This window comes from Parabacteroides vesiculifaciens (genome assembly GCF_049860805.1).
Lineage (GTDB): Bacteria > Bacteroidota > Bacteroidia > Bacteroidales > Tannerellaceae > Parabacteroides.
Map to the genome: position 1 here is coordinate 1,744,901 of NZ_CP187555.1, position 21,126 is coordinate 1,766,026.

Here is a 21,126-nt window from a genome sequence, read left to right on the forward strand (position 1 = left end):
GTTTACTTCTTTAAATTCAAATAAAAAATCAAACCGGCCTGTGCCCGGTAGCCGCTCCAATCCACTTTGAAAGTCGACGGTGACTCTGCTTTTTCGATCGTATGTTCCTGTTTCACGGCATCCCATTCATAAGCCACACTCAGGTTCAACGCGACATAGCGGCACAAGCCGAACTTAATGCCGAAAGCAGGCTCCACGAAGAAATTCCTGCCTGAAAAAGTATTTTCCTTCCAATATCCGGCTTCCGGATCAGACTCGATAAACAGGCTGTTCGCTCCCTTCACCTTGTTCAGCACGACACCCGTCGAGAGCCCTACGTACGGTTCGAACGTAAAGATACTAATTTCTTCCTTAACCAAACGGAAACGATAAAAAGCTCCGAACTTATATCCTTTATTACGCAGTTCGTAGTTGCAAGAGCCGGAATAATCCGTTACCCCCTTTTTGCCCGCCGTATTCATATAGTTGAAAAGGACGCCCACGTGATGGCGTCTCCATTCGATCCCCATACGGGTGTCCTGCGTTACATAACCGGGGAAGTTATCCGTGACCTGCGCATTGGTTACGGGAAGTTCCATCTTATTCAAAAAATCTTCCATATCGGACATCTGGTACGAGCCATGCCCGATATTATATTCGACTGTCAGCGACTGAGCCTGCCCAAGACGACCGAAGAAAAACAGCAGGGCTATAAACAACAATACCTTTTTCATCTCTTCGGGTAGTTTTCAAGGTTAAACGTATAATTTGCATTCTCATATCCCCAATTATCGACGGGAGAGAAACGCAACTCAACCCTGCCAGCTTCCTGTCCGGCAAGGGGAAACTCCGTCACGCCGTCCGTTACTTTCTCAGCCACGACTTCACCTCCGTAGACGACATCGACTGCCGAACGGTAAGGATATGTCCAAGACAGGCGTACGCGGTTCTTTGTCCTATATTCTACCTGAACCTGCGGTTTGGCCTGCTCCAAGTCAAGCGATCCGAGCGAACGGGGACGGTCGGCTTCCGCTTTGAAATAGAGATAGACCTTGTATGATCCTTTCTCACCGGCATATCGTTTATCGGCGTATGAATGAATATCAAAATCCGACCTTCTCGCAATATAGGTATAATTTAAACCCTCCTTCAGCGTAGTAAACTCAATCTGGTAATGATCGAACCCGTCACGAAACGCCTCATCCACCTCCCAAGAAATTTCAATCAGTCCCTCTTCATTCACCCGATGCAGCAAAGGAAGTTCCGTCTCGGTACGCGCATTTACCTTGAGAGGCCAACTGCGCTTTTCCACATAATGTTCAATCCCGACCTGCCCGGCAACCGTCCCGCTGTTCATACGGGCAATAATCTCGCACGACAGTTCATAAGAGCCATTCGGTATCAGGTCTACATCCAACAGGAAATCACACTGTGTCCCACTGCTTTCCCAGACCATTTCACCCAAGCGGATGATCTGTTTCTCAATTTCGAATCCGGGCAACGGATAGATCTGGCAAACAGCATTACCACTGTTTTCCACCACAAAGGTTCCGTTTTCCACATCATGGATAAACGAGCCATAGAAGTCCACACTCATCGCGACCGAATCGACCTGCCGCTTTTCAAAATCCATAAAATTCTCCCCTAACTGGTACTCGCAGCTTGTAAACAGGAAGAAAATACTCACAAATAGATAAACAACACTTTTTTTCATATACATATAAACTTATCCGAACAATTGCCGGAAAGCCTCTTCCACCTTGCGTACTTGCACAATTTGCATCTTGCACTTGGACGTGTCGAAGCCTTTCAGGTTATTGTGCGGGATGATAATACGCGAGAAACCCAACTTTTCCGCTTCTAAGATGCGCTGTTCGATGCGGTTCACCGGACGGATTTCGCCCGAAAGCCCCACCTCGCCGCACATCGAGATACCCGGCTCGATCGAAATATCGAGACTGGAAGAAAGGACGGCGCTAATCACCGCCAGGTCGATTGCCGGATCGTTCACCTTCAGTCCGCCGGCAATATTCAAAAAGACATCCTTTTGGATCAGCTTGAAACCGGCACGCTTTTCGAGCACCGCGAGCAGCATGTTCATACGCCGGAGGTCGAACCCCGTCGCGCTGCGCTGGGGCGTCCCATAAACAGCGGAACTCACCAATGCCTGCGTCTCGATCAGGAAAGGACGGATACCCTCGATCGCCGCCGCGATCGCCACTCCGCTCAACCCTTCATGGTTCTGCGTCAACAGCAGCTCGGAAGGATTGCTGACTTCGCGAAGGCCGTTCTGGCGCATCTCGTAGATACCTAATTCTGCCGTACTTCCAAAACGGTTCTTGATGCTCCGCAAGATGCGGTACATATAATGCTGGTCGCCCTCGAACTGGAGGACGGTATCGACAATATGTTCGAGTACCTTCGGCCCGGCAATGCTTCCCTCCTTATTGATATGGCCGATCAGGAGGACGGGCGTGCCGCTCTCCTTCGCATATTTCAGGATGGCCGCGCTGCACTCGCGCACCTGCGAAACACTTCCGGGAGAGGATTCGACCACCTCCGTATAAATGGTTTGTATCGAGTCGACAATCAGAAGGTCGGGCTGGACGTTCTTGGTCTGGACAAATATCTGTTCGAGGTTGGTTTCGCAAAGGATGAAGCAATCCGGGTTCTCATGCGCGATGCGGTCGGCACGGAGTTTCAACTGGCGGCTGCTCTCCTCACCGGAGACATAAAGCGTGCGTAACCCCTTAAACCCCAAGACGGTTTGCAGTACAAGCGTTGATTTCCCGATGCCCGGCTCGCCACCGATCAGGACCAGCGATCCTTTCACCAAGCCGCCACCGAGGACGCGGTTCAGTTCCTGGTCACCGAGGTCGATGCGCGTCTCCTCTTCGGAAGTAATATCGCGAAGGAGGACGGGGCGCACTTTGCCGCCATCCGAAACACCATAGAGCGCACGCTTTCCGGCGGGTTCCTTTGCCACAACCTCTTCGACATACGTGTTCCACTCCCCGCAGGAAGGACATTTCCCGATCCATTTCGGAGAATCAGCCCCACAGTTGGAGCAGACATATACTGTTTTTGCTTTTGCCATTCTCTTATTTTGTTAATTGCGCAGACGAGGCCGCTGTTTTTCATCCGAAAAGGTCGAGCGTCAACTGCTTTTTCTCAGCTTCGAGCTTCCTGAGGTGACGTTTTCCCTGCGGCGTAATGATTTCCATCTTATCGAAGCGGGTGCGGATCACCGTTTCGACCGTATAGCTGATATTGACCACTTCGCCCAGTTCGCTCATCTTCCGCTGGATCTCCAGCACACAGTCGATGCACATACCGCTCTTAAAGACGATCTTCTCATCGAACATCTCTTTCTTGAAGTCTTCGTCGCACATATAGAAGTCGATCGTCTCGCCCCCTTTGTTGTAGATGCCTTTCCAGCGGTAACGCGCGTCTTTCAGCACAGGCGAAATGATCTCTATCGTCGCCTTGTTGTCCTTGACCGGGGGCAATTCGTCGGAACGGAGAATGTAATAGTCGAACTGTTCGCGTTTGACTTCCAACGAACCCGAACGGCTACGGTTACCGGCATTCAGTTCGCGCAAGGTGAACTTCGTCACCTTCGGATAGCCGCGCACAGACTCGTAAAAATTCGATTTGCACTTGCAGACTCGGGGCGATGCGCTCAGTAATTCAACCAATTCGCGCGTGACCGTTATGCCGGGCGATTTCTTCCTGAGGTTCGTACGCAACAAGGCAATCTCACGCTGCATCTTTTCCTCGTCGGCCGCCGAGCGGTCCACGACCGGTTGCCCGCCGACCAGAAGGGACGGCCGTGTCCACACCTGCATAAACAGATTGAGGAGGACAGAGATCAGGCGGCTGTTCTCACCTGCCACCGACCAGATTTCGCGAAATCCTTCCTGCTGTGCAAAAGACTCGCAATAAACAGTCATTTTGATGTCCAGCATATCTGACAGCGTCCGGATCAACGAAAGAACCTCCTTTTCCGAACGGTGTTTGATCATGGCATCCATGTAGTTGGACTTATCATTGAAATAGTATCGCAGTTCGAGTTTGTTATCAAACTTTATCATGGCTCACTCTGTTTTCGGTTTTCGATCGAAGAACGGGTTTTTCGAGGATGCGCTCACCGGGATCGCCATCACGCATTTGCAGTCGCCCAACATCCCCAGACGTTGTGCAGCCAGGCCGGCACTGAACATCACGCGCGTGTCTAAGCGCAAATCCGACGCCGTAGCGCAAGCCGAGCCGATCGCAATGCCCAAATCCACCGAATTGATCGCACAGGGAACGGCTTCCGGTTTCTCCACGCAGGTCGGGAATCCGCAATGCCCGCAATTCAATCCCTGCACCTGCTGGCGGGTACCTGCAATCAAGATGGCTTCGGCCTGGAGGATATTGTCGGCATCGCGCAAAAAGAATTTCAAACCGGTTTCGCCGGACATGATGACAAGCTCTTCCGAGAGGCGTTTGATATCCTCGTCCGTCACCATCGCCACTTCGATAATATCGATGCCTTTCCCCTTCGGGGCTGTCCGGGCGGCTGTCATCATCTGACGAACAGCCTGTAACACATGCTCGTGTCGTATTTCTCTTTCGTTCTGTATCATTTTAATATTGGTTTAGCACGAACAAAGATAATAATTACTCGTTTTATAGCTCAAGATTTGTCATCTTTTCTGTAATATCGAAAGGATAACCAGGGTATTCGTAAATACTGAACCGGGGTTCGGTCACGCCTTCGGAATAATTCCAGATACTGATATACTCCCGCACATCCTCGCCCATATCCTGTAGCTGGCGCAGGTAGGCGGCGACGGACTTGTTCTCGGCGATGTAGACCTCTCCCATCCGGTCGATAATCGGACTGTGGCGGCGTCCGGCGTCGTGGTCGAATTTCAGGATGCGCTTTCCTTCGGCCGTCAAGCCAATTGTCCGGAAGGTCATGCTTTTCCCGATAGCCGGCAGGTTCAGCACGCTGCGGTCGGTGGCGGCAAAAAGGAGACGGTTTTCTTTCAGGAAACCGGACAGCTTCTTCCCTAAAGGCCGCTCATAGCGAATCAGCCGGTACAGTTCCTTCTGCTTCTCCTTGGGGATAAGGCCGAAGACTTTCTCCTCCTGCTGTTCCTGCAAAGAGCGGCTGTTAGGGGTGAACACGGCGTAGTTCTCATGGAAGCCCTTGACCGAGAATGTATAATAGCACACCACTCCCATCGCATTCAGCGTCTGGCGAAGTTTTGCCGTGTGCCCGCGCCGGGAAGCGGCAACGGTATAGACCAACTGGTTAGTGATGATCCATCCGGCGGATAGGATCGCCTCGATCGCCTTTTTCGCTTCCGGTGTGACCTCTAAGGGGGACTGGAAATGCGTCTGGATGATAAACTGCGTGACGCCGACGCGCGAGGCTTTGTCTTTGAAATCCCTCAAGATGCCGACCAGCTCGTCCGTGATCCTGAGAGGCAGGTAAGCAAGCAGGCGCGAACCCAGGCGGACCCGTTGCAGTTCGGCATACTTCTCGCCTTCGGGACGGCTCTCGTTGGCTTTCCGTTTCCGCACCGCCATCTTGTAGACGGCGTCGAGTATGTTGCGGAGCGTCGCGTTCTGGCTCATCAACGCGTCGCCTCCGGTGATCAGGATATCCCTGAGCTGGGCATCTTCTTCAAAATAGCGCATCAACCGGCGCAGTTTCTTGTCCCATGTCTCCTTCGGTTTCAGGGATTCGAAATCAAAATTCAGGCGCTCGCTCTGGAAATCGTACATCCGCTGGCAGGAAGCGCACAGGCCGCCACAGGCACGCCCCATCGAATCGGGAATCAAGATTGCCACCTCCGGATAACGGCGGTGTATGTTGTGCCCTTCCGGCAGCAACCACCCGGCGGCATTCGGCTGTCCGGCCACGACAATGTCTTCTTTCTCCCACGCCTTGATCTGCCCGTATGTATCGACCAGTTCTTCGGAATAGAGGATATAGGAACGGATCGTCGCATCGTCAAACCCGCTTGTATTCGTATTCAGCAGGGAAAGATAGTAAGGGGTCACAAAGAACGGCATGCCTTTCTTGCGGGCACGCGCCAACAGTTCCATCGTTTCTGCCGAAAGGGAACCGCCGAGGAAATAGTTCAGTTCCGTCGGGCTTTTGAAAGCCATCGCAAGATGGAAACGGCCGGTATTCCACCATTCCTGCACTTTGGTGTATTTCTCTTCATAACTCATTCCCTCCGTAAACTGAAACCGGGAGGTCGGGGCATGGCGCCGTTCGATCTTGCGTATCAGTCCAGCCATGATCCGCTCCTTGTTGGAACGGCGGATCGCCATCACCTCTTCGTCCAATCCGGTCGGCCAGCGGTTCATCTGCCTTTTGACGAGCGAGCGGTCCGGTACGATCTCCTGCGGGTTCTCCAGCAATTCGAATTGCCGGTACAGGTCGATAAAGAAATCCGGCGAAACATCTTCCCCCGGCTTTCCGGTCAGGAATTGCCAGAGGTAGGTAATCGTCCGTACCGGTATCTCTTCGCCCGTCGAAAGTTCGGCAACTGTCGTATCGTCGTGTTCGATCAACAGAAGAATACGCTTCGCCACGGCATTTCCCATATTGCTCCCGCCAACCGTCCTGTCGATGCGGGAAGAAACGAAAGAGCGCAAGGCTTCTTTAAAAAGCGCTGCGCTCTCACTTTCTTCCGCCATCGTTACCAGTTGGGGAAAATCTTTTTTAAATACTTTAGTCAATTGCGGAATGTCGTACGATAGTAATCTTCTTTTGATCATAAGCAAATACTGTTTTAGGAGGGGTTATAGAATGTAATTTTGAAATCATTTGTCTACAAATATAACATTTTTTTCCTGCTATCAAAAGTATGTTACTTATAAAACATCTTAAACGCCTTGCAAATCGCAACAAAATGGCAAAAGCGATACGTATTACGTATTAAATGTTAAATCAGACAAGAACCTCCCTTCTGAAAGGGATATACATATTTCTCTATTATTCAACACCTTGTGTTATTGCGAGTTTCTTAAAAAAATATTACCCGCAAGGGTAATTTAAAATAAATGGGGTAGAAAATCAAATTTCATGTGCTACTGTTTCGATTTAGACTAACGGGTATTTGAGAAAAACGTACTCTAAGTTTGCGTAAAGCAAGAAGCTGAGGTTAATTTATATCTTTGTTGTATGAAGAAACTAAATTAACCGACTAACGGAAGTACACTAATGGAAAACGATAGTCTTTAAAGACTAGTTATTGTAACAGACTTCCGTTAGTCAAGCAGGCAAAGACTAAATAGATTATTGATATATAATAGGATATCATTTAGAGTAGTAGCCCATTCCTGCTTTCGGTTAATCCAAAAACAATATAAAGGTATGAATAAATTATTTATCGGGATTGATTTCTCCAAGAAAAAAGTAGATGTAAGTGTGATAGAGAAAGAAAACATATCTTCAGGTGTCCACCGTGAGTTCAGTAATGATGTTGCCGGACATGAGAGTCTGTTGGCATGGCTTTGTGATAGCTATCCGCAGACAGGCAAAGATCAGATGCTCTTTTGCGGTGAGAACACGGGACTTTACAGCGTTTGTTTGAGTAACACTCTCGCGCACGAGGGTTATACACTGTGGCTGGAACATCCTTACAGGATCAAACACAGCAGCGGCATGCAACGCGGGAAAAACGATAAATTGGATTCATTGCTGATCGCACAATACGCTTGCCGTTTCGAGGATATGGCCAAGGTCTATACCCCCAATACGGAAACCATCCGGGCGCTGCACTCATTTTTCACATTCCGTGATTTATTGGTGAAAATGAAAAATGAAGCATTGGTACATGCCAAAGAACTCCATTCGGTCCTAAAAGGGAATCACGCAACAGATTACATATATCAACATAGCCTGACACAAGTGGATAACTTGAACCGTGAAATAAAAGATGTGGAAAAGGAAATAATGGATCTGATCAACAGTGAAGAGGAGATCAAAAACAATTATGAGCGTATTACATCCATCAAAGGCGTGGCTTTTGTCAACGCCCTTGCTTTGATCGTTTATACCGAAAACTTCACCTGTTTTGACGATCCGCGCAAGCTGGCCTGCTATGCGGGAGTGGTACCGTTCCAACGAACCTCCGGCTCCAGTGTCAAAAGCAATGCCAAGACAAGTGGATTTGCCAATAAAAAACTAAACACGCTACTCACCCAAGCGGCACGAACCGCTGCCATACATGATCCAATATTAAGAGAATATTACAGGCGCAAAAGAGAAGAGGGGAAGCATCATAATTTAGTTATAAACAATATTAGAAACAAACTGATACATCGAATCTGTGCATTGGTCAGGAACCAAACTTTCGACCAAACGGCTTAGATTTTTGCAATATTCTTAATTTGTTTTAAAATCTTTCCGTTTATTTGGTTGGGAACATAGATTACAATAAGCCAGAATAGATCTATATGGAATCCTTCACAAAAAAAGCTCCAACGATTTATTATCGTTGGAGCTTTTTGCGGAGAGGGCGGGATTCGAACCCGCGAAACCCTTTAGGGGTTTACACGCTTTCCAGGCGTGCCTCTTCAACCACTCGAGCACCTCTCCTTTTTCGGTTGAAATCATGTAGATCCGGAAGCAACCAGCCTCCATAAAACATAAAAAGCAGCTTTTTGCTGCTTTCAGCGGAGAAAGAGGGTTTTGAACCTATAACTTTAACCGCTTATGTGTCAGCTACTTTACTTTCAAAATTTCAAATAGGTAACGAAACAGTAACGATTTTCAACCGTTAAGCCTGTCCGACTTTGACCGCTGTTTGTCTGCCTAACTTTCGGGTTCAAAGATAACGCTTCCTTTTGAAATACGCAAATCATTGAAAATAAATATTCTGTGGTTAGTGCAAGGTGCAAGCTATATATATAAATATATACTTGCACCTTGCACTAAATTGTCACTTGAACAACTACTATGAAACACTAATCCTACTAAAGCCTTATATAAGTGGTATTTTTCAATTCACGTATTGCAATTGAACTATTTATTTTGGCAATGCCATTTATACGTGTCAGTTTTTCAAACCTAAACTTATCATAAGCATCCAAATCTTCAAGAACCACTTTAATTAAAAGTTCATATTCTCCACCAATGGAATAACATTCTATCACCTCTTCCAATTGCACTATTTCATCTACAAAACGGGCATAGCTTTCATGCTCATGGACTAACAACGCAAGCCGACAAAATACCACTAATGGCTTGCCGACTTTATCCTTATTCACAATAGCGGCATAATGAGAAATATATTTCTCATTTTCTAAACGTTTAACTCTATCATATAAAGGACTTTTAGAAATATTCAATTCATCAGCCAATACTTTCATGTTTAATTTGGCATCCTTTTGAAGGGCATTCAGTATAATTTTATCTGTTGCATCCATTTTTTACCGTATTTTTTCCTGTTTCAAATATATACCCACATAAGAAATCAGGAATATTTTTGATTTATCTCACAAATATAAGATATTTTCCGCTTATCAAACTCTTTATTTAATATTTTTTCCGCATTTAATATCTTTGCACAGGAAATAATATAAAACTGTAAAATATGAATATTCAAATTGTACCATTTAAAAACGAATACAAAAATGAATTTGTTGAGCTTACCAAATCTTGGCTTAACGAATATTTTTGGATTGAACCGTCTGATGAAGAATTGTTTGCTAATCCTATAGCCGCTTACATAGAAACAGGCGGTGAAATATTGGTGGCATTAGATGCAGATAGCAATGTCGTGGCAGGAGTATGCGCACTTGTTTTTCACTCTCAAGAAAACATTTGGGAAATGTCTAAATTAAGCGTTAGACCTCAATATCGACACAATGGTATTGCAGAAAGGCTTGTTGATGCAATTATCAAAACAGCAAAATCAAAAGGTGCAGAGAAACTGTTTTTAGATACAAGTGTGAAACTTGAAGCAGCGGTTCGTCTATACCGCAGAAAGGGATTTATCGAAATTCCTTTGAGAAACTCACACTATCAACGTACCGATATCCAAATGATGATAGAATTATGAAAGAATTAGATATCGAAAAATGGGAGAGAAAAGGAATCTATGATGTGTTCCGTCATCTTGATTTCCCTTTCTACCATGTCGCATTTCGTGTTGACGTGACAAATCTTAAACGATTTACAAAAGTTCACGGTCTGTCATTTTATTACTCGTTGGTGTACCTTGTAGGAAAGGCAGCCAACTCCATTGAGTGCTTTCGTCTTCGCTTCATCGACGGCAAAATATACGATGTTGGAGAGACTATACCAAGTCTTACATTCCTTAAAAAAGGAAGCGAAGCGTTTCAGGTAGTCAATTGCGCATTGACTTCTTCATTAGAGGAATACACAGATAAAGTAATGTCACTGACGGACTGCCAAACGGTCTTTTCCGGTGGTGAGGACTGTCCCGAGTATCAATTGATTTATATGTCATGTCTTCCTTGGATAGACATGACATCATCATCAAGTGAGCATTTTCTTAATCCCGATGACGCAATACCTCGTATAGCATGGGGCAAATACATCGAAAAAGATGAACGACTTTCACTCGGCATGTCCGTTGATGCAAACCATAAAGTCATTGACGGCTATCACATAGGTAAATTCTATGAAAGGCTTCAGCAGATGATTAATGAACTTGAAATATGATACTTCTTCGATGAAAAAAATCAAACAATACATCGTGAATACGTTCACGGATAAACTTTTTTCCGGAAATCCAGCAGCCATTTGTTTGATAGAAAAATGGTTACCTGATGAATTAATGATGAAAATAGCTATGGAAAATAAGCTTTCAGAAACAGCGTTTGTGGTGAGAGAAAATGAGCAATATAAACTCAGGTGGTTTACCCCAAAAATGGAAATTGATTTATGTGGACATGCAACTTTAGCAGCAACATATGTAATAACTTCTTTTGTAGAGCCAAACAAAACGACCATATCATTTCACACTCGAAGCGGAGTTTTGAAAGCTACCCGAAAAGACAATCTGTATTATATAGACTTGCCTGCTTTCCCATTGAAATTGATAGATACGCCACCCTCAATTGTAAAAGCAATAGGCGTATATCCTATAGAGGTATATCTTGGGCGAGATTTGGTATGTGTGCTACCGTCTAAAGAGGATGTATATAATTTAACTCCTAATTTGAGTGAAGTAGAAAAATTGGAAGGAGTATTGTTGCATGTCACCGCTAAAGATGAAAAATACGATTGTATCAGTCGTACATTTGCTCCTAAGCACAGCGTCCCGGAAGACCCGGTTTGTGGTTCCGGACATTGTCACATCATTCCATATTGGAGCAAAATAACGGGAAAAAATGATTTACTTGCTTATCAAGCATCTTCAAGAGGTGGTGTTTTGCATTGTCATAAAGAAAATGACAGAATAATAATAGCAGGAGAATGTGTATTGTATTCAAAATCCTATATATTTATCTGACGACTTAACGATACAAGTATTTAGACTATCATAGTAAAACATAAACTGCACCTTGCATTAGAGAAAAATTCAATTATTTTTTGCAGGGTAAAAATTATGTTATATATTTGCGTAATCAATTACGTATTCAAAAACATAATATTATGGATTTTTTTGAAAAAACAGGTAAAATGGCTATTGGTAGTAGATTGCGTATGCTAACAGATACTGTAACTGCCGATGCAAACTGTATTTATAAATTGTATGGTATTGACATCAAACCTAAATGGTTTCCACTACTTTTCGTATTAGCAGATGGAGAAGAAAAAACAGTGACAGGAATAGCCAAAGAAATTGGGCATAGTCACCCGTCCGTGAGCAACATCGTAAGGGAAATGACCGCAAAGGGGCTGATAAAAGGAATTGAGGATAAGACAGACAAGAGGCGTACAGTAATTACCTTATCATCTCGTGGAAAGCATATTGCAACTATGCTAACTGAACTTTGTAAAGACGTAGAAGTAGCTGTAGAATGTATTTCCAAAGAAACACGTCACGACTTGTGGAGAGCTATCGGAGAATGGGAAGACTTGCTCACAGAAAAAAGCCTGCTACAACGAGTTAAAGAAGCACGGATAGAGAGAGAAAAAAAAGATATAGAAGTCGTGTTATATAAATCATGCTACAAAGAAGTATTTAAGTCATTGAATGAACAATGGATTACACAACACTGGAAAATAGAACCACATGACTTGGACTATCTCGACCACCCACAAGAATACATAATAGATAAAGGCGGTTTCATATTCGTAGCTATATATAAAAACACTCCAGCAGGAGTATGTGCTCTCTGTAAAATGGACGACCCTATATATGACTATGAATTAGCGAAACTTGCTGTTAGTCCCAATGTACGAGGAAAAGGCATTGGAACATTACTTTGTGAAGCTGCTATTAATAAGGCAAAAACAATGAAAGCAAAAAAACTTTTCCTCGAAAGCAATACCCTATTAAAGCCCGCCATTCACACTTACAAAAAATTAGGTTTCAAAGAGCTTACCGAATATCATCCTGCATACGAAAGAGGAGATATTCAAATGGAACTATCAATATAAATCAAAAGTATTATATGCTTAGCAAATTATTCGTTTTAAGTGTAGCCGAATTATACTGCTATCCATTTAAAGAAAACATTTCAAAAACAAATAGTAAAAAAATGTTTAATTTAAAAAGAAGAAACATGGAAAAGAAAAAAATCGTAGTACGAAAAGAAGAAGCCCTAAAAAAAGTTTTTAAGGGGGTTTCATTGGATTCTTTGGCTGTTGGTGAAAAATCTATGGTAACTAAAATGAATTATGTTAAAGGCAATTTTGCAACAACACATCAACATCCTCATGAACAATGCGGATATGTCATTTCAGGAGAATATCGGCTAAAAGTAGAAACCTCAGAAAATCCGATTGACATATTACTCCATGCAGGAGATAGCTATGCCATACCGGGAAATACCCTACATTCATTTGAAGTTCTTGAAGGTGGAGAAGTGGTAGATGTATTTACCCCCCAACGAGAAGATTATTTATAAATTATATTAGTCCACTTTGCAATGGATAGTTGCAAAGTGGACTATGATTTAATAATCTGCAAATGAAAGAAGTATTCGACAAAATATTATTTCAAATTGATTTAGAGATTGACGAAATCGACCTCTACGGTTATGATATTATCGAAACTTCTCTTTCAATGGTACATCGCTTGCAATCTGTCGTGAACGACTTGCGAAATAGATTGCAAACTTATGTTTTTCCAACACAAGAAGATGAAATTTCCTTTTTCAAGACACAGAAACCGGAAATACTTGGTCGTTTATTATTCTTCTACAAGATTTATCGGATAGAAACGCAATGTCCCAATGGAAGTAATGTGGTTATCCGGAATTATTTAAACCGGGAACTGGATAGCCTGACTTACTTTTTCAACCGAAATTTGGATTTCTATCAATACTATCGTTCCCATTCAACTGTATATGATGAATACTATTTCGTTAGAGGAAAAGCTGATTTACGTCTATGTACAGATAGCGCACAATTTGACAAAGACCCGAATTTCTCAACTGGATATGACTACAAAGTAGCCAAGATAATAGCCAATGAAATGTTACGTATATATCTCAATAAAAGGCTAATCAAACTTGAAACAGATAATCAAATTGAAGATAATTTACAGAGATTAAACAAATATCCTTTCCGTTTCACGGGTAAGAAAGTTTCTCTTGTTGAATTGGGATATTCTCTTGCATCATCAGGAGATTTTAATAATGGCAATGTAGAAATAAAAGAGATGATGAATTTTCTTAGCACTGTTTTTCATACAGATTTGGGGGATTATTATGCCGCATATATCGCTATGAAAGAACGAAAAGACCGAACAGCTTATCTTCATCATCTAATCGAACGCCTTATTAAGCGCATGGATGATGATGATATGAAATAACACTCTGTATTTCAATATTTATAAGTACCATGTTCACCCCAACATGGTACTTCCTTTTTTATAGCGAAAAACGTCATAAAACCGATGTTTTTTCAAGGAATTTGAACTATTTACGACTTAAAACAGCCCCAAAAAAGTAATACCATGATAGGTACAACCATGACTTTTAGGCTGTTTCTTCTTCCGAACTTTGCGGCAAATCAATCAGTTACCATTATGGAAATAATAACATTCGAGTCCAAAGCCTATAAGGAACTGGACAACAAGATTACCGCTATTGCCGATTACATCTTCAATCATGCGGAAATGGCAAAGCAAAGTGAAGAAGATATGTGGGTGGACAGCTACGAAGTCTGCACGTTTCTGAAAATAAGTGAAAAGACCCTGCAACGCCTGCGGGTGTCGGGTACTATCGCCTATTCCAACATCAGGGGACGCTATTTCTACAAGGTCAGCGAGATACGCCGGATGCTGGAAGAACGCCTGATAAGGAGCAACAAGGAGAACATCGACAACCTGATAACCAACCACCAACTGTATGCTAAGGAAAGAGGAAATCTTAGAAAGAACAAGTAACGGGCTGGCGATATTCAAACACTACCTGCCCGGAAACTGGCGCATAGGTCGCAACTTCCTTAACCCGCTGTACGAGGACAGCAAGGCTTCCTGCAACATCTATTTCGACCGCCGGAGCAGCATCTACAAGATGAAAGACTTCGGCAACGACAGTTACAGCGGCGACTGTTTCTTCCTCGTGGGGCAGTTAAAGGGACTGGACTGCAACCGGGCGGCTGACTTCGTGGAGATACTGGAAATCATCGACCGGGATTTGGGTTTAGGGCTGGCTTCCGGCACTCCGGTTTCCGTTCCCCCGGCAACCGTCCGCCGGGCAGTGGCGGACAAACCCGAAGAAACGCCCGAAAAGCCTGTCAAGCCCTACCAGTTCCGGGAACAGAAGTTCCCGCTTGCCGAACTGGTGTACTGGCAACAGTACGGCATCACGCCCGAACTGCTGGAACGTTACAAGGTTTGCTCGCTCCGGGAGTACAACAGCGAAACGGCAGAGGGCAAACCGTACACCTACACTTCATCGGTGGCAGAACCCATGTACGGCTACAAGGGCAAACAGCATATCAAGCTGTACCGCCCGTTCTCCACGCCCCGCTTCCTCTATGGCGGCAGCTTCGGCGAAAACTACTGCTTCGGGCTGGAGCAACTGCCAGCAAAAGGCGACACGCTCTTCATCACGGGCGGCGAGAAAGACGTGCTTTCGCTGGCGGCACACGGTTTTCACGCTATCTGCTTCAACAGCGAAACGGTGACTATACCGCCCACGCTGGTATATCGGCTGACGTTCCGATTCAAGCACATCGTCCTGCTCTTTGACATGGACAAGACGGGCAGGGAAAGTTCATGCAAGCAGGAAAAACTGTTGGAAGAATTTGGAGTGAAACGCCTGCTCCTACCGCTTCCGGGTACGAAAGAGGAAAAGGACATTTCCGACTACTTCAAAGCCGGGAACACCCGTGAAGATTTCCTGAAACTGTTTATCGAATTTTTAGACAACCTGTATAGCGACACATTGATTATGCTAAAATCGTGCGAGATAGATTTCAACAACCCGCCCGCCAAAGCGCAAGAGATTATTTCGGCGGGTGACGTTCCGTTAGGAACACAAGGCAACCTGTTCGGCATCACCGGGGGCGAGGGAACGGGCAAGAGCAATTATGTAGCCGCAATCGTGGCGGGCTGCATCTGCCCGGCTGGTGCGGAAGTAGATACGCTGGGAATACAGATAACCGCCAACGGCAGGCACAAGGCGGTCTTGCTCTATGACACAGAACAGTCGGAAGTGCAACTGTTCAAGAATGTAAGCAACCTGCTGACACGAGCCAAACAGCCGGACAAACCCGATGAACTGAAAGCGTTCTGCCTGACGGGTATGTCACGCAAAGAACGCCTGAACGCCATTATGCAGAGCATGGATAAGTTCTACTACCAGTACGGCGGCATCCAGTTGGTCGTCATTGACGGCATCGCTGACCTTGTAAAGAGTGCCAACGATGAAACGGAAAGTGTGGCGGTGATAGATGAACTCTATCGGCTGGCGGGCATCTATAACACGTGTATTCTTTGTGTGCTGCACTTCGTCCCTAACGGATTAAAGTTACGTGGGCATTTGGGTAGCGAACTGCAACGTAAGGCGGCTACAATCCTTTCGATAGAGAAAGACGATGAACCCACCCAGTCAGTCGTGAAAGCCCTGAAAGTAAGGGACGGAAGCCCGCTGGACGTGCCGTTGATGCTCTTTGCATGGGACAAGGAAACAGGGATGCACGTGTACAAGGGTGAGAAGCCCCGTAAGGAAAAGGAGAAGCGCAAGGAAAGGGAACTGGTGAATGTCGCACGGGACATCTTCGGGCGGCAGACACGCATTACCTACATAGACCTTTGCGAGCAGTTGCAGCAGGTCTTGGACATCAAGGAACGTACCGCAAAGAGCTATATCCGCTTCATGCGGGAAAGGGACATCATCACCAAAGACACGGCGAACCAAAGCTGTTTTGTCATCGGTTCATATAATCTTCAATGGAACACAAGCCGCCCGTAGGCGTATGGGTCTTGTGTAATTTTAGGTGCTTGTGTCCTGCCCTGTTGTGATAACACGGCAGGATTTCTACTATTTACAAGGTTATTCCAGTGATTTTTACTACTTTTGCAAAAGTAACATAAGAAAATAACGGCGATTGAACAGCCTCGGTTGTGATTTCGTCTTTATATATAACATATACGTTCGCCGAACGTCCCAAAGCGAAAACTGGCACTTTTCAAAATGAGGGGATATTCAGCGCAGGATATGCTATGTTTTATCATAGCGTGGTCTTGCCTGTTTCCTCATTTGGGTATGCCAGTACCTCGCTTTGAAGCAGTGTAAGGTCACGCTTCTTTTTTAGGATATTGGTGGACAGTTAAATGCGGATTATTAAACTGTTTAATACCTAACAAGATGAAACAAATTAAAGCGCACATCGCCGTATCTCTTGACGGGCATACCGCCACACTGGATTATGAACTGGACTGGCTACCCCGTGAAATAAAAAATATCGTTGGCAAACAATATTTGGAAGCGGATTGCCTGCTTATGGGGGCGAACACCTACAATTACATCTTTGAACACTGGGGCGGGTGGCCGCACAAAAGCAAGCGGTCTTTTGTGGTGTCACACTACGATACCAATGTTACGCCGGACTGCGGTGTGGAGTTCCTGACCGAAGAACCGCTGCAAAGGGTCTATGAACTGAAACAGGAAACCGATATATTAGTGGTGGGCGGTGGCAGGTTGCTTACTTCGCTGATAAAAGCCGGACTGTTGGATAGCCTGACTATCTACACCGTCCCCGTCATGGTGGGCAAGGGTATCGGTTTCATCGGGGAAACATTAGGCTCGGAATGGAAGCTGTCGGAAAGCATGGTGCTGGATAACGGGGTGGTCTGTTCGACTTACCTGTTTAGCGGAAACATATAAAAAATGCGCCCGGTTTCCCTCCGGGCGCAACCACTAAAATTTCAATTATCATAAGTCGTAAAACCTATCACAATGAAATTTCAGTGGCAAAGATAGGCTATTTCTTCGGTTTGGCTTTCTTTTCGGGAAATGAAAAGGCGACATTGAACTGTTCGTCCAGCACCAGCGAAGCATCGAAAGCCTTGCCGTTCTTGCCCTTGAAGCCCTTGATTATCCCGGTCTTGCGTTTCGTCACCAGTTCGACAATCTGCTTGTCGGAAAGTTGCTTGTCGCACTTGTTTCGGAATATGGTAAGCGTACAGTCCACGTTGGAACACTTCGCCACTTTCGGGTAGAACAGGATACGCCCGTTATTGCATTTGGGGCAGGGACAGGTTTCACTGCCCGCAACAGATAATTGTACCGAAAGCAGTTCCGCCGTGATTTGCGCTGCGTACACCTCGATACCCTTTCGGAACGTGTCGGCATCCATGCTGCCCGCTTCTATCTTGGCAAGGGCGGTTTCCCACATACCCGTCATTTCGACATCGGCAATCTTCTTGTCCTTGACAATCCTGTAAACGGCAAGCCCCTTGTCGGTGGGTACAAGGTTCTTCTTCTCACGCACGATGTATTGGCGGGTGAACAGCGTTTCGATAATCGCCGCACGGGTGGCGGGTGTACCTATCCCGGCATCTTTCAGGCTGGCTTTCAGTTCGGCATCCTCCAGTTCCTTTCCGGCATTCTCCATTGCAGCAAGCAGGCTGCTTTCCGTGTGCAACGGTTTCGGCTTGGTCTGTTTCTCCAACAGTTCCACGTTGGAAATAGGCAGGTTTTCGCCCTTTTGGAGTGGCGGCAGGCTGGCGATTTCTTCATCCTCTCCCGTTTCCTGCTCGCTGAATACGGCACGCCACCCGGCTTCTTTCATCACCGACCCTTTCACCGTGAAGTCGGTATCTCCAGCAGACAGCACAGCGGTGGTTACGTCTTTCACGCACCTGCCCGAAAAGGCTTCCAGCATACGCCCGGCTACCAGTTCGTAAACCGCCCGTTCGTCTTTGGAGAGTTCACCGGGCAGGTTTTCAGTCACGATTAAGGCGTGGTGGTCGGTCACTTTGCCGTCATTCACGCTACGGCGGTTCAGCGTTACGCCGTTCAATCCGGCGGCATATCCGGCAAAGCGGGGGTACTGCCCCAGCATGGCGACACGTTCCGGCATTTCATCGAAAACGTCCTCCGGGATATAGCGGCTCCCGGTTCGGGGGTATGACATCACTTTCTTTTCGTACAGGCTTTGCGCTATGGAAAGAGTCTTGTCCGCCGAAAAGTTCAGTTTCGTGTTCGCTTCCTTTTGTAGCGTGGTAAGGTCATACAAAAGGGGCGGTTCTTGGCTGGTTTCTTTCCTTTCAACGGACTTCACCGCAAGCTGCCCGGCATCCTTTACCCGTTGCAGGGCGGCTATGGCTTCGGGCTGCTGCTCCCACTTGGCGGTAGATTGGGCGGTGAAACTGATTCTACCGCTGGCGGTATCGGCTTTGAGTTGCCAAAACTTGGTCGGGACAAAGTTCTTGTTTTCCAAATAGCGGCTGCATATCATCACGAGCGTGGGTGTCTGCACCCTACCCAGCGAGAACACGCCCTGCCCGGCTGCCACGCTCAACGCTTGGGTGGCATTTATACCTATCAGCCAGTCGGCTTCGCTGCGGGACTTGGCAGAAAGGTAGAGGTTATCGTAACGCTCTCCCGGCTGCAAGTTATCCAGCCCCTCACGGATTGCCCTGTCGGTAAGGCTGCTTATCCACAGGCGTACAAAGGGCTTGGTACAACCTAAATAGTTATAGATATAGCGGTGTATCAATTCGCCCTCACGCCCGGCATCGGTGGCTACAATAATCTTGTCGCACTGGTCGAATACCTCTTTAATCACTTTCAACTGTTTCAACACGCCGGGGTCTGCCTTGTAGCCTTTCTCGGCTTTCACCTGACGGGGGATTAGCTGGAAATCGGGCGGCAGGATGGGCAGGCTCTCCCTGCGGAAGTTCGCCACACCGTAGGCTTCCGGCATGGCAAGCTGGATTAAGTGGCCGAACGCCCATGTCACCATATACCCATTGCCGGAAAGATAACCGTCATTCTTCTGTGTCGCCCCGATGATACGGGCGATGTCTTTTGCCACGCTGGGCTTCTCTGCTATCAATGCAATCATAATTCTTTACTTTTTAAGGGTGGGTACTACATTTTCATTCCTTTGGACTTTTTGGGCTTGTCCGCTTTCAGGCTCTTGTCTTGCGCCTTGTCCTGCTTCTCTTTCTGCTTGGCGGTAGGCTTTTGCTGCCCCTGTTTCAACGGCTCTTTGCCCTGCTTGGTGGCTTCGTTGGTCTTGCCCTCTGTATTGACCGCTACCTGTGTCCGGCTCTCGGCAGCGGGGGTAACGTCTTTCGGCTGCACCTTGTCGGGGGATTTGCCCTGTGCGCCGGACTGCACATGACCGTTGAACTCAACGCCCTGCCCGTCCTTTAGCCCGGCTACTTGCTGCTGTCCCTGCTGTAAGAACTGGACGGCGGCACGGGGCAGGAACTCCAAGCCACGCTCCACTGCGCTGACCTGTAGATAGGCACTGCGCTTCGTGCCGTCCCTGAATTGCAGGTTTTCCATTTTGACCGCTTGCCCGGCTTCAAAGGCGGCTTTCTGTTCCGGGCTGACTTTCACGTTACAGATTGTATCGGGGCATTTCCATTTGTCTGCCCGCATGTATTCCAGTTCGTGCGTGTACCTGTCCCGGCTGACGAACACGGGGATTTGTTCGCCGCTTTTCGGGTCTTTGATTTGGGTAATGCCGCCCAAGTTGCCAGTACCCTGCAAGTTGCCCTGTTCCTGCTTGGTGAAGTCGTGTTCATGGAACGGGCGTTGCAACAGCTTTTCATCCTGCTGTACGCCATGCAGCTTGGGTACTACCGTACCGTCCTTTGCCTGATAGAAAGAGAGCTTAACATCGGTAGGTTTGAGGTAAAAGCCGCCTACCGTCCCCGAAACGGTGTAGGTGTTGCGGGACTTGTAGCCACGCATCACCCGGTCGAAGTCTTTCGTGTTTTTCAGGGTGTCGGCGGTGATGCCGACTTTTTTCAGGTTCTCCCAGTCGATTTTTGCCGGGTCGAAGCGGTAGCCCTGCTTGAACTCGTGAAAGTCGGGCTTCGGAACTCGAAGCATTTCTGTTCGTTTGCTGCCCTCCGGTGTCGGGTTGCGGTGATTGTCCTCGATTGCCCTTGCCTGTTGTTCCGCTTCGGAAGCCTTTACGCTGAACAGTTCCAGCCCGGAAGTGTCCTGAAACTTGCGGAAAAAATTGGAAATGAAGTTACTGAACACATCGCTGTTCTTGTCCACCTGCATGAACTCGCCGCCATGCGTCGGCGATACGGTCTGCAAATTGCCCTCCTTGTCGATACCCTTGACGGCACTCACCTTACCCTGCTGTTTATCCAAGACCAGCAGCACGTCTTTTTCCTGCCCCTCTGCGGGCGGGGTCATTCTGTTTGCCATAAATAATTGGAATTTTAGTGGTTATGGGAATAGTCCCGCCCAAAGGTAGCCACTAAATATGCTATATTTGGATAGGCGGAAAGGAGTGTCCGCATTTGTCCTGCGCTGTCTGAAATTGTCCGGTCGGGATGAAATTCC

The 21,126-nt window shown here is 46.5% G+C and carries 19 protein-coding genes and 1 tRNA gene; 10 read left to right on the forward strand and 10 right to left on the reverse strand.

Annotated elements, in window-relative coordinates; all coding sequences use genetic code 11:
• Nucleotides 1-2: 2 nt before the first annotated feature.
• Genes ACPYIV_RS07100 through ACPYIV_RS07125 form a run of 6 tightly spaced genes read right to left on the reverse strand, consistent with a single transcriptional unit; the run spans nucleotide 3 to nucleotide 6,765 of the window.
• Nucleotides 3-713: a hypothetical protein gene (locus ACPYIV_RS07100; protein WP_425886216.1), complete on the reverse strand. Its 711-nt coding sequence runs from the start codon at nucleotides 711-713 to the stop codon at nucleotides 3-5.
• Nucleotides 710-1,693 (reverse strand): hypothetical protein, encoded by a 984-nt coding sequence (locus tag ACPYIV_RS07105; RefSeq protein WP_293740390.1) that lies wholly within the window; start codon nucleotides 1,691-1,693, stop codon nucleotides 710-712. Before ACPYIV_RS07105 ends, ACPYIV_RS07100 begins: the two co-directional genes overlap by 4 nt.
• Nucleotides 1,694-1,705: 12 nt before the next feature.
• Entirely contained in the window at nucleotides 1,706-3,076 is a 1,371-nt protein-coding gene (gene radA, locus ACPYIV_RS07110; RefSeq protein ID WP_425886217.1) for a DNA repair protein RadA, read from the reverse strand.
• Between the two features lie 40 nt (nucleotides 3,077-3,116).
• A complete protein-coding gene (locus ACPYIV_RS07115) occupies nucleotides 3,117-4,073 on the reverse strand; it encodes a hypothetical protein (RefSeq protein WP_425886218.1) in 957 nt (318 codons plus the stop codon).
• Between the two features lie 3 nt (nucleotides 4,074-4,076).
• Entirely contained in the window at nucleotides 4,077-4,610 is a 534-nt protein-coding gene (locus tag ACPYIV_RS07120) for a ferredoxin domain-containing protein (RefSeq protein WP_293740387.1), read from the reverse strand.
• Nucleotides 4,611-4,653: 43 nt separating this feature from the next.
• Entirely contained in the window at nucleotides 4,654-6,765 is a 2,112-nt protein-coding gene (locus ACPYIV_RS07125; RefSeq protein ID WP_425886219.1) for a KamA family radical SAM protein, read from the reverse strand.
• Nucleotides 6,766-7,363: 598 nt separating this feature from the next.
• On the opposite strand from ACPYIV_RS07125, the gene ACPYIV_RS07130 reads away from it, so the two are divergent.
• Nucleotides 7,364-8,362 (forward strand): IS110 family transposase, encoded by a 999-nt coding sequence (locus ACPYIV_RS07130; RefSeq protein WP_290092606.1) that lies wholly within the window; start codon nucleotides 7,364-7,366, stop codon nucleotides 8,360-8,362.
• Between the two features lie 140 nt (nucleotides 8,363-8,502).
• On the opposite strand, the gene ACPYIV_RS07135 is transcribed toward ACPYIV_RS07130, so the two are convergent.
• A tRNA-Ser gene (locus ACPYIV_RS07135) sits at nucleotides 8,503-8,590 on the reverse strand.
• 377 nt (nucleotides 8,591-8,967) lie between these two features.
• Nucleotides 8,968-9,420: an Lrp/AsnC family transcriptional regulator gene (locus ACPYIV_RS07140; RefSeq protein ID WP_054349208.1), complete on the reverse strand. Its 453-nt coding sequence runs from the start codon at nucleotides 9,418-9,420 to the stop codon at nucleotides 8,968-8,970.
• A 167-nt stretch (nucleotides 9,421-9,587) separates the two neighbouring features.
• Here ACPYIV_RS07140 and ACPYIV_RS07145 point away from each other — a divergent pair, with 167 nt between their 5' ends.
• From ACPYIV_RS07145 to ACPYIV_RS07185, 9 genes are all read left to right on the forward strand, one after another.
• Nucleotides 9,588-10,055: a GNAT family N-acetyltransferase gene (locus tag ACPYIV_RS07145; RefSeq protein WP_054349209.1), complete on the forward strand. Its 468-nt coding sequence runs from the start codon at nucleotides 9,588-9,590 to the stop codon at nucleotides 10,053-10,055.
• Nucleotides 10,052-10,681: a CatA-like O-acetyltransferase gene (locus tag ACPYIV_RS07150; protein WP_054349210.1), complete on the forward strand. Its 630-nt coding sequence runs from the start codon at nucleotides 10,052-10,054 to the stop codon at nucleotides 10,679-10,681. The genes ACPYIV_RS07145 and ACPYIV_RS07150 overlap by 4 nt, the downstream gene beginning before the upstream one ends.
• Nucleotides 10,682-10,691: 10 nt before the next feature.
• On the forward strand, nucleotides 10,692-11,474 hold the full coding sequence (locus ACPYIV_RS07155) for a PhzF family phenazine biosynthesis protein (RefSeq protein WP_205128622.1): 783 nt from the start codon (nucleotides 10,692-10,694) through the stop codon (nucleotides 11,472-11,474).
• Nucleotides 11,475-11,617: 143 nt separating this feature from the next.
• On the forward strand, nucleotides 11,618-12,568 hold the full coding sequence (locus ACPYIV_RS07160) for a bifunctional helix-turn-helix transcriptional regulator/GNAT family N-acetyltransferase (RefSeq protein WP_151872282.1): 951 nt from the start codon (nucleotides 11,618-11,620) through the stop codon (nucleotides 12,566-12,568).
• 14 nt (nucleotides 12,569-12,582) lie between these two features.
• Nucleotides 12,583-13,038 (forward strand): cupin domain-containing protein, encoded by a 456-nt coding sequence (locus tag ACPYIV_RS07165; RefSeq protein WP_151872283.1) that lies wholly within the window; start codon nucleotides 12,583-12,585, stop codon nucleotides 13,036-13,038.
• 62 nt (nucleotides 13,039-13,100) lie between these two features.
• Nucleotides 13,101-13,946, forward strand: coding sequence for an RteC domain-containing protein (locus ACPYIV_RS07170; protein WP_054349212.1), 846 nt, complete (start codon nucleotides 13,101-13,103; stop codon nucleotides 13,944-13,946).
• 216 nt (nucleotides 13,947-14,162) lie between these two features.
• Complete coding sequence (locus ACPYIV_RS07175; protein WP_004294815.1) at nucleotides 14,163-14,522, forward strand: helix-turn-helix domain-containing protein; 360 nt, start codon at nucleotides 14,163-14,165, stop codon at nucleotides 14,520-14,522.
• Entirely contained in the window at nucleotides 14,485-16,557 is a 2,073-nt protein-coding gene (locus ACPYIV_RS07180; RefSeq protein ID WP_425886221.1) for an AAA family ATPase, read from the forward strand. The genes ACPYIV_RS07175 and ACPYIV_RS07180 overlap by 38 nt, the downstream gene beginning before the upstream one ends.
• Before the next feature lie 396 nt (nucleotides 16,558-16,953).
• Nucleotides 16,954-17,472: a dihydrofolate reductase family protein gene (locus tag ACPYIV_RS07185; RefSeq protein ID WP_195335191.1), complete on the forward strand. Its 519-nt coding sequence runs from the start codon at nucleotides 16,954-16,956 to the stop codon at nucleotides 17,470-17,472.
• A 97-nt stretch (nucleotides 17,473-17,569) separates the two neighbouring features.
• Here the strand turns inward: ACPYIV_RS07185 and ACPYIV_RS07190 are convergent, their stop codons facing one another.
• On the reverse strand, nucleotides 17,570-19,657 hold the full coding sequence (locus ACPYIV_RS07190; RefSeq protein WP_425886222.1) for a DNA topoisomerase 3: 2,088 nt from the start codon (nucleotides 19,655-19,657) through the stop codon (nucleotides 17,570-17,572).
• A 26-nt stretch (nucleotides 19,658-19,683) separates the two neighbouring features.
• Nucleotides 19,684-20,988 carry a DUF4099 domain-containing protein gene (locus ACPYIV_RS07195; RefSeq protein ID WP_425886223.1) on the reverse strand — a complete coding sequence of 435 codons (1,305 nt, stop codon included), beginning with the start codon at nucleotides 20,986-20,988 and terminating at the stop codon, nucleotides 19,684-19,686.
• Nucleotides 20,989-21,126 lie beyond the last annotated feature (138 nt).